We start from the raw sequence: 12,955 nt of genomic DNA on the forward strand, positions 1-12,955 counted from the left end.
GCGGAGACAACGATGACTGATAACAAGAACCGGCCTGCGACAGGAATTCTGGGCACCAAGCTCGGAATGACCCAGGTCTTCGACGAGAACAACCGCGTCGTTCCGGTGACCGTGATCAAGGCAGGCCCCAACGTGGTCACCCAGATCCGCACCCAGGAACGTGACGGCTACAGCGCCGTCCAGGTCGCATTCGGTGCGATCGACCCGCGCAAGGTGAACAAGCCCACCACCGGCCAGTTCGAGAAGGCAGGTGTCACGCCGCGTCGCCACATCGTGGAGATTCGCGTTGCCGACGCCTCGCAGTTCGAGGTCGGCCAGGAGCTCACGGCTGCAGTGTTCGAGGACGGCGCATACGTCGACGTCACCGGCACCAGCAAGGGCAAGGGCTTCGCCGGAACCATGAAGCGTCACGGCTTCAAGGGACAGGGCGCGAGCCACGGTGCACAGGCTGTGCACCGTCGTCCCGGATCCATCGGTGGCTGTGCAACGCCGGGTCGCGTGTTCAAGGGAATGCGCATGTCCGGACGTATGGGTGGCGACCGCGTCACGACGCAGAACCTCTCGGTCCACAAGGTGGACAGCGAGAACGGTCTGCTGCTGATCAAGGGAGCGATCCCGGGCCGTCGCGGCAACGTCGTGATCGTCAAGTCTGCATTGAAGGGTGGTGCACGGGCATGACCAGCCTCGAGAAGAACACCGAGACCAAGCTGACGCTCGATGTCAAGGAAGCCGGCGGCAAGACCAACGGCACCGTCGATCTCCCCGCGGAGATCTTCGACGCACCGGCGAACATCGCGCTGCTGCACCAGGTCGTCATCGCACAGCTGGCAGCTGCTCGTCAGGGAACCCACTCCACGAAGACTCGTGGCGAGGTTCGCGGCGGCGGCAAGAAGCCGTACCGGCAGAAGGGCACCGGCCGCGCCCGTCAGGGCTCGACCCGCGCTCCTCAGTTCGTCGGCGGTGGCACGGTCCACGGACCGCAGCCGCGCGACTACAGCCAGCGGACCCCCAAGAAGATGAAGGCCGCCGCACTGCGCGGAGCCCTCTCCGATCGGGCCCGCAGCGAGCGCCTGCACGTCATCACCGAATTGGTTGCCGGACAGGTTCCGTCCACCAAGGGTGCGAAGACGTTCCTCGCCGAGATCTCGGACCGCAAAAAGGTCCTGCTTGTCGTCGGCCGCGAGGACATCGCAGCCTGGAAGAGCGTTCAGAACCTGGACGGCGTGCACCCCATCGCACCCGACCAGCTCAACACGTACGACGTGCTCAACGCCGATGATGTCGTTTTCAGCGTGGAAGCGCTGAACACCTTCATCGCTGGGCCTGCAAAGAACGAGGAGGCAAGCAAGTGACCACGATCGCCGATCCCCGCGACATCTTGCTGGCACCGGTCATCTCCGAGAAGTCCTACGGACTGATCGAAGAAGGCACGTACACGTTCCTGGTGCACCCGGACTCGAACAAGACGCAGATCAAGATTGCCGTCGAGAAGATCTTCGACGTCACCGTGACCAGCGTCAACACGATGAACCGTCAGGGCAAGCGTAAGCGGACCCGGTTCGGTTACGGCAAGCGCAAGGACACCAAGCGCGCGCTCGTAACGCTCTCCGCCGACAGCAAGCCCATCGAGATCTTCGGAGGTCCGGTCGCGTAAGCGACTGGGACTCTTCGGATATAGAGGACGAGAAGACTCATGGCAATCCGTAAATACAAGCCGACAACCCCGGGCCGTCGTGGCTCCAGCGTGTCCGACTTCGCTGAGATCACGCGTTCGACCCCCGAGAAGTCGCTGATCCGCCCGCTGCACGGTCGCGGTGGACGTAACGCACACGGTCGTATCACCACCCGGCACAAGGGTGGCGGTCACAAGCGTGCGTACCGTCTCATCGATTTCCGTCGCAACGACAAGGACGGCGTGCCGGCCAAGGTCGCTCACATCGAGTACGACCCCAACCGCACCGCGAACATCGCACTGCTGCACTTCGCAGACGGCGAGAAGCGCTACATCGTCGCACCCAAGGGCATCGCCCAGGGCTCGCCGATCGAGCAGGGTGCCAATGCCGACATCAAGCCCGGCAACAACCTGCCCCTGCGCAACATCCCGACGGGTACGACCATTCACGCGGTCGAGCTCCGTCCGGGTGGTGGCGCGAAGATGGCCCGCTCCGCCGGAGCGAGCATCCAGCTCCTCGGTAAGGAAGGCCCCTACGCCACGCTGCGTATGCCGTCCGGTGAAATCCGTCGCGTCGACGTGCGCTGCCGCGCAACCGTCGGCGAGGTCGGCAACGCCGAGCAGTCGAACATCAACTGGGGTAAGGCCGGCCGCATGCGCTGGAAGGGCAAGCGCCCGACCGTTCGTGGTGTCGTGATGAACCCGGTCGACCACCCGCACGGTGGCGGCGAGGGCAAGACCTCCGGTGGACGCCACCCGGTCAGCCCCTGGGGACAGCCTGAAGGCCGTACCCGCAAGAACAAGGCGAGCGACAAGCTCATCGTCCGTCGTCGTCGTACCGGCAAGAACAAGCGCTAGGAGGGAGTTCAGAATGCCACGCAGCCTGAAGAAAGGCCCGTTCGTAGACGATCACCTCCTCGCGAAGGTTGACGTCCAGAACGACAAGGGAACCAAGCAGGTCATCAAGACCTGGTCCCGTCGATCGACAATCCTCCCCGACTTCATCGGTCACACTTTCGCCGTCCACGACGGTCGCAAGCACGTACCGGTGTTCGTGTCCGACTCGATGGTCGGCCACAAGCTCGGAGAGTTCGCACCGACCCGCACGTTCAAGGGTCACATCAAGGACGACCGGAAGGCGAAGAGGCGATGACCAACTTCACCCCCACCGCCAATCCGACTGCCAAGGCCGTAGCGAAGCACGTTCGCGTCACGCCGATGAAGGCACGTCGCGTCGTGGATCTGGTTCGTGGGCGCTCCGTCGAGGACGCGCTCAACATCCTCAAGTTCGCGCCGCAGGCAGCCAGCGAGCCGGTCGCCAAGGTGATCGCGTCCGCAGCCGCCAACGCAGAGAACAACCTGGATCTCGATCCCAGCACGCTGATCGTCGCCACTGCATTCGTCGACGAGGGCACCACCCTCAAGCGGTTCCAGCCGCGTGCTCAGGGCCGGGCATTCCGGATCCGCAAGCGCACCAGCCACATCACGGTGATCGTCGAAAGCCTGCCCAAGACCGGCGGAACGTCTCGTAACCGTCGTAAGGGCCAGGCGTCCAAGGAAGGGGCTCAGTAGTGGGTCAGAAAATCAACCCGCACGGCTTCCGCTTGGGTATCACCACTGACTGGAAGTCGCGTTGGTACGCAGACAAGCAGTACTCGGAGTACGTCAAGGAAGACGTCGAGATCCGCAAGCTCCTCGCCACCGGCATGGAGCGCGCGGGTATCGCCAAGGTCGAGATCGAGCGCACTCGTGACCGTGTTCGCGTGGACATCCACACGGCACGTCCGGGCATCGTCATCGGTCGCCGTGGTGCCGAGGCCGACCGCATCCGCGGAGCTCTCGAGAAGCTGACCGGCAAGCAGGTTCAGCTCAACATCCTCGAGGTCAAGAACGCCGAGTCCGAGGCTCAGCTCGTGGCCCAGGGTGTTGCCGAGCAGCTCAGCAACCGCGTCGCATTCCGTCGCGCAATGCGTAAGGCGATCCAGTCGGCCATGCGTCAGCCGAACGTCAAGGGCATTCGTGTTCAGTGCTCCGGCCGTCTCGGTGGCGCTGAAATGTCTCGCTCGGAGTTCTACCGCGAGGGACGCGTTCCCCTGCACACGCTCCGCGCCGACATCGACTACGGGCTGTACGAGGCCAAGACCACCTTCGGCCGCATCGGCGTCAAGGTCTGGATCTACAAGGGCGACATCGTCGGCGGACGGCGTGAACTCGCTGCCGCTGCGGCTCCGGCCGCCGGTGCAGACCGTCCCCGTCGTGAGCGTCCCACTCGTCCGCGTCGCAGCGGTGCCTCGGGCACCACGGCGACCAGCACCGAGGCCGGCCGCGCGGCATCCGCAACCGAGGCTCCGGCCTCGACCGAGCCCACTCAGGAGGGCTGACGCATGTTGATCCCCCGCCGGGTCAAGCACCGCAAGCAGCACCACCCGAAGCGTTCGGGTGCCGCCAAGGGCGGAACTCAGGTGACATTCGGTGACTACGGCATTCAGGCTCTCGAGCCCGCCTACATCACCAACCGTCAGATCGAGTCCGCTCGTATCGCGATCACTCGCCACATCAAGCGTGGCGGCAAGGTCTGGATCAACATCTTCCCGGACCGCCCGCTCACCAAGAAGCCTGCCGAGACCCGCATGGGTTCCGGTAAGGGTTCGCCCGAGTGGTGGATCGCGAACGTCAAGCCGGGTCGCGTGCTCTTCGAGCTGTCGTACCCCGACGAGACCATTGCGCGTGAGGCACTGACTCGCGCCATCCACAAGCTGCCCATCAAGGCACGCATCATCACCAGGGAGGAGCAGTTCTGATGGCTACCGGAACCCCAGCCGCAGAGCTCCGCGAGCTCACCGGTGAAGAGCTGGTCACCAAGCTGCGTGAGTCGAAGGAAGAGCTGTTCAACCTTCGTTTCCAGATGGCTACCGGCCAGTTGGACAACAACCGTCGACTGCGCACCGTCCGTCACGAGATCGCGCGCATCTACACCGTCCTGCGCGAGCGTGAGCTCGGCTTGGCATCTGGTCCTTCCGAGGACACTGCAGGTGACGCGGCATGAGCGAGGAAAAGACTGTGACTGAAGAGCGCAACAACCGCAAGACTCGGATCGGCTACGTCGTATCCGACAAGATGGAGAAGACGATCGTCGTCGAGCTCGAGGACAGGGTCAAGCACCCCCTCTACAGCAAGATCATTCGTCGTACCACCAAGGTCAAGGCACATGACGAGAAGGGCGACGCCGGCGTAGGCGATCGCGTTCAGCTCATGGAGACCCGTCCGCTGTCCGCCACGAAGCACTGGCGACTGGTCGAGGTTCTCGAAAAGGCCAAGTAGGACCTTCACAAAAATGCCCGCTCCCTTCCCGGGGGCGGGCATTTGTGCTTTCCGAAGCGTGCGGCTTACCTGCCCAGCAAGCCGCCCAGCGCTCCGCCGACGCCTGCTTGCTCGCCGCCACCGGTACCGCCGACCAGTCCACCCGGCGGCTGTTCCGACGGCTGCACCACCACGAACCCCTGGCCGGCGAATTCCAGCGTGAACCTCTCTCCGGTCGAGCGGCCGATCAACGTTCCGAGCCCGAACGAGTCGTTCTTCTTCACTCTCGTCTGCAGAGACGACGACCACGCAACTGCTGCCTGCGGGTCGGCGAACGTCGGCTGGTCGACGTTCAGGACGACCGGCACTCCGTCGGTGGTGATGGCGATACGGCCCCGACCGGTGAACACACAGTTGAAGAACCCCGCGTTTCCACCCGCAGCGGCACCCTGGACACGCTTGATGTCGTAACTCAGCGAGGAGTCGAACGCGAGAACGTTGGCCCCGTTGATGGTGAGCCCGTCCGTGCCGTCGAGATCGATCAGATGAACGTCCTGTGCGGCGTTGGCGAGGAACAGGTCGCCCTGGCCCGTGACCTTCATCAGGGGGACGCCTTCGCCGGACAGGGCTTGTTTGAGGGCTCGACCTATACCCCCGGAGCCCTTGGCCTCGAACTGCAGATTGCCCTGGTACGCGACCATCGAGCCGGCCCGAGCCATGATCTCGCCGTTCATGCCGACCCGGCACATCTTGCTGCCCTGTTTCTGAATCCCGGATCCGGGAACTTCGGCGTGGGCGGGCGCGAACAGTTCACTTCTCATGGCCAGGACTCCTTGTGGGACAGGTGAATTCACGATCGCATCGCTTCGGTGCGAGGGCGGTGCCGTCGGTGCCTCGGATGTGGGCGGATCGTCGTCCTCGACGCTGATACCGAACGCGGTGGCCAGGCCCGCCAACCCATCGGCGTACCCCTGGCCCACCGCCCGAATTTTCCATTGCTGGTTGCGGCGATAGAACTCCAGGATGACGAGAGCACTCTCGTCGCCGAGGGCGTCGGCGGTGAATCCGACAATCGCACCGCCCGACGTGTCGGAGACGGTCACCGATGTCGGGCCGGCGGCAGAGAACGTTGCCGGACCGGTACCGTCCAGAGATGCCGCGATGACAACGGTCTCGATATCGGCTGGAATCGCGGAGGGATCGATCAGGACGAGATGGCCGGACGGCCCGCGCTGGTACTCGAGGCCCGCGCCCTCGGGTTGGTTGTAGAACACCAGATCCGCGTCCGAACGCACCCGTCCGTCCGGCCCCAACAGCAGCGCGGACACGTCGACCGACGTCGAGGCGGCAAGTGTCACCGTCAGCCGGCCGGTCGGAGCGGGGCAGTTCTCCCCGCGAGCGAGGTTTTTCATCGGATCCAGTGTGCCAGTGTCGACGCGTGCTGTCAGGAACGCGCGAGTTCGATGACTTCTTCCTCGGTCGGCGGGCTCTTCGGGTGGTAGGACAGGCACAGGGGAGTGGCGGTTCGCCGGAACTCTGCGCCCTCGACGGCAGCGTAGAACTGCCCCGCGGGCAAACGGCCGACATCGGGTACCGAGCCGCCTTTGACGCGGGCCATCTCCTTGGCCGCCTCGACCTGGGACGGGCTGTTGAGCAGTCCGTAGAACTGTGTCGACGCGTTTCCGGCGATGCGGTTGTGCAACCCCTTCGGTGCCTGCGTGGCAAACACGAGACCGAGACCGTACTTACGCGCCTGCGACGCCAGCGCAAGTGTGCTGTGTGTCGCTGCGGTCGTGCGATCGGAGGGGGCGAAGTTCTGCGCCTCGTCCATCACGAACAGTCCGCCGAGCGGCCGGTCACCCGCGGGGTTCTTCTTGATCCAGGAGAACAGGCCCATCTGCAGCTGATTGACGAAGCTCTGCTTCTGCTCGTCGGTGGTCAGGCCCGCAAGATTGATCACCGATACTCGGGCCTTCTTGCCGTCGGCCGGAGTCAACAGCACTGCCGGGTCGACCGGGGTGCCCGCCCCTGCGAACATGGGGTCGTTGGCCACGGCTGCCTTCAGATTTTCGGCCAGTCCCTGCGCGATCCGTACGGCATCGCGCAGGTCGCTGGTGTCCTCGGGCAATTCTTCGAGCAGGTCGATGAAGTCCGCCAGCGTGCCGCCCTGTGGGCGTCGACCGAAGAGATCGAGCGCCGACTTCAGCACTGCGCGGCCGTGTTTCGCCTTCTGGGAAGTACCCAGGACGCCGGCGGCGGGCTCGAGCGACGCCAATGCAGATTCGACGGAGGAATCGAACTCGTCGGCATCACCGAGAACGCTGACGAAATCGGGCAGTGGCTGAAAGCTCAGCGGTCGGCCCGCCGACTTGCGGGGCGTCCACACCACGACGTCGGTGTCGCGTAGATACGCCGCCGCCTTGGCCTCGTCGCCCGGCGGCCACGTCCGTTCGTCCTCGGGCCACGCGGTGCCGAGGCGAGCCAGGTCGTTGTTGACGTCCAACACGATCGCCGAAACACCTTGCAGCGCACATTCTTCCACCAGTCGGCGAATCAGTACCGTCTTCCCTGATCCGGAACCCGCGAAGATCGCTGTGTGCTTACGGAGCGCCTCGAGTTGGATTGCGACGTCCGCACCGGTGCTCACTTCCGACCCGGCGACGATCGACGGCCGGCGGCTCGCAATCGGTTCGGCCGCGACGGTGTTCTCGGGTTCGATCAATGCGGTGTCGTCGTCGACGACGCTGACTGCAGGCAACACGGAGGAGAACAGTTCGACCTCGTGTGCGGGCTTGCGCGCGAGCAACCACGACGTGAGAGCGGGGGAGTTCTCGGCCAGCAGCACCGACAGAGCCGCCAAGGCCCTGCGGTCCTCGTCGCCGAACGGCACGACAATGCCGCCTGCACGTCGCAGAGCGGCGACGGTCTGCTCGGTCTTCGCGCCATTGGGCCACGGGTCGTTTCTGATGAGGATCAGTCGCCGTTTCGGCATGTCTGCCCTGAGGCCGGCCGTGGTCACCGCACGCTCCACACGGGCCAACGCGGCCCTGGCATTGCCGGAGGTGACCGCGCGGAAGCACCAGTGCTCCTCGTCGTCCGTATCGGTGTCGACGGTATGTCGCAGCCTGGCATGCAGGGCAGGCTTGCCGCTCGGAGGTGGGTCCTGGGCAAGGCTGTCGTCCGAGGACTGATGCTCGTGGATCCACGCGGTCAGGCCCGCAGACAGGAGTGCGGGGACGATCGAGTCCTCACTGTCGGGCTTCAGCGGAATGGCGACGTCGACCTGTTTGCGCAGTGCTGCGTAGCGATCGTCGAGTATGTCGAGTTCGTCGACCCGTGCTTTGGGGAGGTCCTGCGCATCCGCGGGCCCGGACTTGTCCGTGAAACTCTCCAACTCCGACGCGACGCCGGTGTCGAGGCAGTGCCTGATGTGACGGTCGACCGCGATCAGCAGCTGCCGCGGAGTGAAGTCCGGGGCCTGCTCGAATGCGTCGGGTGCCACCGGCCACGTCGGATGCGGCGGGGTGAAGCCTGCCTCGAGAAAGCACGCCGCCAGACGTCGTCCCAGTAACAGGCGTCCGATGTCGGACGACGGAATCGGCTTGAGAGGCTGCGTCACTCGGAAGCGGTCGCGCATCGGTGCCACGCCGCGGGCGGCGATCAACTCCCACGCGCTCGACAGAGCCGAGAGTACCGACGCGGTGCGAGGAAGCGTTTCGCGCAGCGACATCAGACCGTGCGCCAGTTGCTCGACGACCTTGTCTTCCTGTGCGTCGGCGAACTCCTGATCCGATCCCGTTCGGGATTGCGCGACCAACGTGTCGATCTGGTCTATCGCGAGAATTGTCGGACCGGTGATGGCCAGCAGTCGTGAGATGTTCTCGGCAATGCCTTGGTGACCGAGCTCGGCCCGGCGGATTCCCCAGGGCGAGAATTCTTCGGCATCGACGTCGTCGATCGACTGCAGGTATGCGTCACCGAGATCCTGGACGGCCGAATCGGGGGCGATGGACAGCACCAAGGCGCGCAGCGTGTGCTGCGAGGTACGCCGATGTCGAGGGTGGACCTTGTATACGGCGGTGACGAAGTCGTTCAGCGTCTCGGCGTCGATCATGTTCTCGCCCATGATCTTTGCGCGTTGTTCGTCGGGAATGTCGCCGATCGTGCACAAGCGACGCAGCAGAAGTGCGAGTTGGCTGTCGGATCCTTGGCCGGAGGGCCGCATCAGGTCGTCGAGCATCCCCATGAGAGTCGACCGCCAGAAGCCCGCGGCGTCGAGCAGCCTGATCAGGAAGAAGTACCCGCCCTTCTGCTGCACCTCCTCGCGCACCTGCCCCAGCAGATGCGTCTTGCCGGATCCGGCCGGCCCGCGTACGACGACTCCGAGCGGACTGGCGTCATCCGACGTCTCCGCGTCGTCGTAGGCGTTCATCACCTCGAGGAACACCCGCTCGTGCATACCGGGAACGTGCACGTTGGACTGCGAACGCCACACGTCGTCGGGGGTCGGGGCCCAGCTCAGCCGTACCGATTCCAGAGCCCGGATCTGCTCGTTGTCCGTCATCGTGGAGTTCACGCCCATCATGATTCGATCGAGAGAAGGTGGTTCTGCTGATTACCGACGACGACGGCCGCAGCGCGTTCCTCGTCGGTCAGCGTCTTCTGGTTTTCCTCGGGTATCAGCGAGACGTCCGCGGCGCGGCGCAGCCGTGCGAGTGCATCGTCGAGATCGCCACGAGGGATGTCTCGCAACTCGTTTCGCAAGCGAGACAGCCGAACGGTGCTACCGGTTTCGCGTGCGAGCCGTGCGTAGGCCGCGCGAATCGAGGCTTCGATGTCGACGGTCTTGTCGGCCTTCTCGGAGCTGTCGAGGGGTGCGGTCTCGTCCCCGCGGGGCGAAAACACATCGGCCGGACGGCTGTCGGTGCGATCCAGCCAGCGACGTAACCCTGCCAACACGGTGAACATGGCCTTGCCTGCGCCTGTCGACCGAGCCGGTGGTTCACCGCCGATGAGCTCACCGCAGGTGCGCCACCCTCTGTCGGTCAGCTCCAGGGTCATCGGGCGCACCGAAGAATCGACCTCGATCAATCCCGCATTCTTCAGTTTGTCGCGGGAAGCCTTCGGTAGTTCGGGGCCGAGTGCCTTGAGGGCGCTGTTCTTCACCGGACTCGCTTCGGCCATCAGAACGAGCAGTACTGCTGCTTCGGTGCCGTTCAGGTCTTCGGTACTCATCGAGGATCCCCCTTCGATCGTCTTCTCGATACTGCCTCGCGGATGGTAGCCACAGCGCGGTGCGGGTCGTCCATCACCTGAGCGTTGGTGAACCGCAACACCATGTACCCGTGTGTCTGCAGCTGGTTGTCGCGCACGCGGTCCTCGGCGAAGCGCTGGGCGGCACGGTGCTCGTCGCCGTCGATTTCCACGATGACTCTCTCGGTGCGCCACAGTACGTCGACTGTGAACGGACGGCTGAGTTCGCCGAGCCGAATCGAGCGATTGTGCTCTCGACCGGTGGCCCATTCGTGCTGGTCCAGCGCTCTGTACAGGCGCTTCTCCGGATCGCTCGCCGGGTGTGGGTGTCCGGCGATCGGCGGATAGCTCAACGGCCGGAAGCGATCGAGGACAGTGCTGACGCCGGCAGGCACTTCGGGTGCGCGCACCGATACGGACGGGAATCTGTCCATCCTCGACGAGCCACCGCCGGTGAGCCACACGCCCGCCCGTGCGTGAGCACACAGCCATTCCGCTGCGGTCGACACGAAGTCGGCGTCCACGGCGTCGGGTACGACCAGCACAAGAGCGACAATGTTGCGGCCGTGAGCTGCCGCGAGAGCTCGCGCCGAACCTGCCGCGCGGGTCTCGACGGTGAACACCGCCCGGCGTATCGGCCGCCCCGAGGAGGCCGACTCGGCCAGAGCCGCTATGTAGGGGCCGAAGTGTGCCGAGTCGGCAGCCAGGCGAACGGCGGACGTGCGAGCGGCACGCCGCTCCAACGTGGAGGTCCCTGCGTTGTGCTCGAACTCGGGGAGCCACAGCGCGGTCGAGTCGACCGCTGCGGTCTCCAGCGACGTGACCACCATCTCGACCAGGTCTGCCGAACGATGAGATGCCGACTCGTCGACAGTGAAGAAGACGATCGCAGGTGCGTCGGCGGGGAGCGGGTTCGCGGATTCGGCGAGCTCGCGTTCGGACGCCCCGCGAAGTCGAGTCACTCGATCTGCGGGAAGACTCGACCACCAGCCTGCGGACTCACCGTTCCCGGTCACAGCTGCTCCCCGCCCACCCCTGTTGCCCCATCTCCGAACCGTACCGACAAGGTCCGACACGTAGGGGGCGAGCACGTCTCCGTGACGGCGATTTGGCTCTGGCATCGGCGTTCCCCTACACTTGACCGGTTGCCTGTGGCAGCGGTGTGTCTTCGTGCGCCCGCTCTAGGCAGCCGACCGCGCGTGTCGGGACGGAAATCCGGCACGTACGTACATCCAGGTCAAGGAGAAGTTAGTGATTCAGCAGGAGTCGCGAGTACGCGTCGCTGATAACACGGGCGCGAAGGAAATCCTTTGCATCCGCGTTCTCGGTGGTTCGTCACGTCGCTACGCCGGAATCGGCGACATCATCGTAGCTACGGTGAAAGACGCCATTCCCGGTGGAAACATCAAGAAGGGTGAGGTCGTCAAGGCCGTCATCGTCCGCACCGTCAAGGAGCGTCGCCGTCCGGATGGCTCGTACATCCGTTTCGACGAGAACGCTGCGGTGCTGATCAAGCCGGACCACGACCCCCGTGGAACCCGCATCTTCGGCCCGGTCGGCCGCGAGCTGCGTGAGAAGAAGTTCATGAAGATCGTCTCGCTCGCCCCGGAGGTGCTGTAAATGAAGGTGCACAAGGGCGACACCGTTCTCGTGATCGCAGGCAAGGACAAGGGTGCCAAGGGCAAGGTCATTCAGGCCTACCCCGCTGACTCCAAGGTTCTGGTCGAAGGCGTGAACCGCATCAAGAAGCACACCGCGGTCTCTGCCAACCAGCGCGGCGCATCCTCGGGTGGCATCGTCACTCAGGAAGCCCCGATCCACGTATCGAACGTCGCAGTTGTCGACTCGGACGGAAACCCCACTCGCGTGGGCTACCGGACCGACGAAGAATCCGGCAAGCGCGTTCGTGTTTCCCGCAAGAACGGGAAGGACATCTGAGATGACTACCACCGAGAACATCGCGGGCGAACAGCCCCGCCTCAAGGCGCGCTACCGCGCTGAGATCAAAGACGCCCTGAACACCGAGTTTGCATACGAGAACGTCATGCAGATCCCCGGCATCGTCAAGGTCGTCGTCAACATGGGTGTCGGCGACGCCGCCCGTGACGCCAAGCTGATCAACGGCGCAGTTGCAGACCTCGCTGCCATCACCGGCCAGAAGCCGGAGATCCGCAAGGCTCGCAAGTCCATCGCACAGTTCAAGCTGCGCGAAGGAATGCCCATCGGCGCACGCGTCACCCTCCGTGGCGACCGCATGTGGGAGTTCCTCGACCGTCTGGTTTCCATTGCCCTTCCCCGAATCAGGGACTTCCGCGGCCTCTCGGGCACGCAGTTCGACGGCAACGGAAACTACACGTTCGGCCTCAACGAGCAGTCGATGTTCCACGAGATCGACGTGGACAAGATCGACCGTCCGCGCGGCATGGACATCACCGTAGTAACCACCGCAACCAACAACGAAGAAGGCCGCGCGCTGCTCAAGCACCTCGGCTTCCCGTTCAAGGAGAACTGAGTCCATGGCGAAGAAGGCATTGGTCAACAAGGCCAACAAGAAGCCGAAGTTCGCGGTGCGTGCATACACTCGCTGCAACCGCTGCGGCCGTCCCCATTCCGTGTTCCGCAAGTTCGGCCTCTGCCGTATCTGCGTGCGCGAGATGGCACACGCCGGAGAGCTTCCCGGAGTTCGCAAGAGCTCCTGGTGATCTGAAGCCTCCGGGCTTCACCACACCA

General features: G+C 64.4%; 18 protein-coding genes. 14 read left to right on the top strand and 4 right to left on the bottom strand.

Translation table 11 applies throughout. The features are described from left to right. The first annotated feature begins 12 nt into the window (after nucleotides 1–12). The 10 genes from rplC to rpsQ are packed head-to-tail and all read left to right on the top strand — an operon-like array spanning nucleotide 13 to nucleotide 4,993. Entirely contained in the window at nucleotides 13–678 is a 666-nt protein-coding gene (gene rplC / locus K414_RS0112915; RefSeq protein ID WP_027496309.1) for a 50S ribosomal protein L3, read from the top strand. Next, a complete protein-coding gene (rplD, locus tag K414_RS0112920; protein ID WP_008718317.1) occupies nucleotides 675–1,352 on the top strand; it encodes a 50S ribosomal protein L4 in 678 nt (225 codons plus the stop codon). The genes rplC and rplD overlap by 4 nt, the downstream gene beginning before the upstream one ends. Further along, nucleotides 1,349–1,654, top strand: a complete 306-nt coding sequence (rplW, locus tag K414_RS0112925; protein WP_027496310.1) for a 50S ribosomal protein L23 — start codon at nucleotides 1,349–1,351, stop codon at nucleotides 1,652–1,654. Before rplD ends, rplW begins: the two co-directional genes overlap by 4 nt. 39 nt (nucleotides 1,655–1,693) lie before the next feature. Then, a complete protein-coding gene (gene rplB / locus K414_RS0112930) occupies nucleotides 1,694–2,530 on the top strand; it encodes a 50S ribosomal protein L2 (RefSeq protein ID WP_008718311.1) in 837 nt (278 codons plus the stop codon). A 13-nt stretch (nucleotides 2,531–2,543) separates the two neighbouring features. Then, the gene (gene rpsS / locus K414_RS0112935) at nucleotides 2,544–2,825 is read left to right on the top strand and encodes a 30S ribosomal protein S19 (RefSeq protein WP_008718309.1); all 282 of its coding nucleotides are present in this window, start codon (nucleotides 2,544–2,546) and stop codon (nucleotides 2,823–2,825) included. After that, complete coding sequence (gene rplV, locus K414_RS0112940; RefSeq protein ID WP_027496311.1) at nucleotides 2,822–3,244, top strand: 50S ribosomal protein L22; 423 nt, start codon at nucleotides 2,822–2,824, stop codon at nucleotides 3,242–3,244. Before rpsS ends, rplV begins: the two co-directional genes overlap by 4 nt. Continuing rightward, nucleotides 3,244–4,053: a 30S ribosomal protein S3 gene (gene rpsC, locus K414_RS0112945; protein WP_027496312.1), complete on the top strand. Its 810-nt coding sequence runs from the start codon at nucleotides 3,244–3,246 to the stop codon at nucleotides 4,051–4,053. Before rplV ends, rpsC begins: the two co-directional genes overlap by 1 nt. A 3-nt stretch (nucleotides 4,054–4,056) precedes the next feature. Further along, on the top strand, nucleotides 4,057–4,473 hold the full coding sequence (gene rplP, locus K414_RS0112950; RefSeq protein WP_027496313.1) for a 50S ribosomal protein L16: 417 nt from the start codon (nucleotides 4,057–4,059) through the stop codon (nucleotides 4,471–4,473). Further along, on the top strand, nucleotides 4,473–4,718 hold the full coding sequence (rpmC, locus tag K414_RS0112955; protein ID WP_027496314.1) for a 50S ribosomal protein L29: 246 nt from the start codon (nucleotides 4,473–4,475) through the stop codon (nucleotides 4,716–4,718). The genes rplP and rpmC overlap by 1 nt, the downstream gene beginning before the upstream one ends. After that, nucleotides 4,715–4,993 carry a 30S ribosomal protein S17 gene (gene rpsQ / locus K414_RS0112960; RefSeq protein WP_027496315.1) on the top strand — a complete coding sequence of 93 codons (279 nt, stop codon included), beginning with the start codon at nucleotides 4,715–4,717 and terminating at the stop codon, nucleotides 4,991–4,993. Before rpmC ends, rpsQ begins: the two co-directional genes overlap by 4 nt. Before the next feature lie 65 nt (nucleotides 4,994–5,058). Here rpsQ and K414_RS0112965 read toward each other — a convergent pair whose 3' ends face one another. Genes K414_RS0112965 through K414_RS0112980 form a run of 4 tightly spaced genes read right to left on the bottom strand, consistent with a single transcriptional unit; the run spans nucleotide 5,059 to nucleotide 11,241 of the window. Beyond that, on the bottom strand, nucleotides 5,059–6,384 hold the full coding sequence (locus K414_RS0112965; protein ID WP_081701595.1) for an AIM24 family protein: 1,326 nt from the start codon (nucleotides 6,382–6,384) through the stop codon (nucleotides 5,059–5,061). A gap of 32 nt (nucleotides 6,385–6,416) precedes the next feature. Then, nucleotides 6,417–9,536 (bottom strand): DUF87 domain-containing protein, encoded by a 3,120-nt coding sequence (locus tag K414_RS0112970; protein ID WP_027496317.1) that lies wholly within the window; start codon nucleotides 9,534–9,536, stop codon nucleotides 6,417–6,419. Nucleotides 9,537–9,553: 17 nt separating this feature from the next. Beyond that, nucleotides 9,554–10,207 (bottom strand): hypothetical protein, encoded by a 654-nt coding sequence (locus K414_RS0112975; RefSeq protein WP_027496318.1) that lies wholly within the window; start codon nucleotides 10,205–10,207, stop codon nucleotides 9,554–9,556. Beyond that, nucleotides 10,204–11,241: a DUF559 domain-containing protein gene (locus K414_RS0112980; RefSeq protein ID WP_027496319.1), complete on the bottom strand. Its 1,038-nt coding sequence runs from the start codon at nucleotides 11,239–11,241 to the stop codon at nucleotides 10,204–10,206. Before K414_RS0112980 ends, K414_RS0112975 begins: the two co-directional genes overlap by 4 nt. A 235-nt stretch (nucleotides 11,242–11,476) precedes the next feature. Between K414_RS0112980 and rplN the strand changes: the two genes are divergently transcribed. Genes rplN through K414_RS0113000 form a run of 4 tightly spaced genes read left to right on the top strand, consistent with a single transcriptional unit; the run spans nucleotide 11,477 to nucleotide 12,927 of the window. Continuing rightward, nucleotides 11,477–11,845: a 50S ribosomal protein L14 gene (rplN, locus tag K414_RS0112985; protein ID WP_027496320.1), complete on the top strand. Its 369-nt coding sequence runs from the start codon at nucleotides 11,477–11,479 to the stop codon at nucleotides 11,843–11,845. Continuing rightward, entirely contained in the window at nucleotides 11,846–12,163 is a 318-nt protein-coding gene (rplX, locus tag K414_RS0112990) for a 50S ribosomal protein L24 (RefSeq protein ID WP_008718278.1), read from the top strand. 1 nt (nucleotide 12,164) lies between these two features. Further along, on the top strand, nucleotides 12,165–12,737 hold the full coding sequence (gene rplE, locus K414_RS0112995; RefSeq protein ID WP_008718275.1) for a 50S ribosomal protein L5: 573 nt from the start codon (nucleotides 12,165–12,167) through the stop codon (nucleotides 12,735–12,737). Between the two features lie 4 nt (nucleotides 12,738–12,741). Then, on the top strand, nucleotides 12,742–12,927 hold the full coding sequence (locus tag K414_RS0113000; protein ID WP_008718273.1) for a type Z 30S ribosomal protein S14: 186 nt from the start codon (nucleotides 12,742–12,744) through the stop codon (nucleotides 12,925–12,927). Nucleotides 12,928–12,955 lie beyond the last annotated feature (28 nt).

It is taken from the genome of Rhodococcus sp. JG-3, from assembly GCF_000482405.1.
Taxonomy (GTDB): domain Bacteria; phylum Actinomycetota; class Actinomycetes; order Mycobacteriales; family Mycobacteriaceae; genus Rhodococcoides; species Rhodococcoides fascians.

Coding starts and splice junctions, on each gene's coding strand:
- rpsS (WP_008718309.1), top strand. CDS start 2,544: ATGCCACGCAGCCTGAAGAAAGGCCCGTTCGTAGACGATCACCTCCTC.
- rplC (WP_027496309.1), top strand. CDS start 13: ATGACTGATAACAAGAACCGGCCTGCGACAGGAATTCTGGGCACCAAG.
- rplX (WP_008718278.1), top strand. CDS start 11,846: ATGAAGGTGCACAAGGGCGACACCGTTCTCGTGATCGCAGGCAAGGAC.
- rplE (WP_008718275.1), top strand. CDS start 12,165: ATGACTACCACCGAGAACATCGCGGGCGAACAGCCCCGCCTCAAGGCG.
- rplP (WP_027496313.1), top strand. CDS start 4,057: ATGTTGATCCCCCGCCGGGTCAAGCACCGCAAGCAGCACCACCCGAAG.
- K414_RS0112970 (WP_027496317.1), bottom strand. CDS start 9,536: ATGACGGACAACGAGCAGATCCGGGCTCTGGAATCGGTACGGCTGAGC.
- rpsQ (WP_027496315.1), top strand. CDS start 4,715: ATGAGCGAGGAAAAGACTGTGACTGAAGAGCGCAACAACCGCAAGACT.
- K414_RS0113000 (WP_008718273.1), top strand. CDS start 12,742: ATGGCGAAGAAGGCATTGGTCAACAAGGCCAACAAGAAGCCGAAGTTC.
- K414_RS0112965 (WP_081701595.1), bottom strand. CDS start 6,384: ATGAAAAACCTCGCTCGCGGGGAGAACTGCCCCGCTCCGACCGGCCGG.
- rplB (WP_008718311.1), top strand. CDS start 1,694: ATGGCAATCCGTAAATACAAGCCGACAACCCCGGGCCGTCGTGGCTCC.
- rplV (WP_027496311.1), top strand. CDS start 2,822: ATGACCAACTTCACCCCCACCGCCAATCCGACTGCCAAGGCCGTAGCG.
- rplD (WP_008718317.1), top strand. CDS start 675: ATGACCAGCCTCGAGAAGAACACCGAGACCAAGCTGACGCTCGATGTC.
- K414_RS0112975 (WP_027496318.1), bottom strand. CDS start 10,207: ATGAGTACCGAAGACCTGAACGGCACCGAAGCAGCAGTACTGCTCGTT.
- rpmC (WP_027496314.1), top strand. CDS start 4,473: ATGGCTACCGGAACCCCAGCCGCAGAGCTCCGCGAGCTCACCGGTGAA.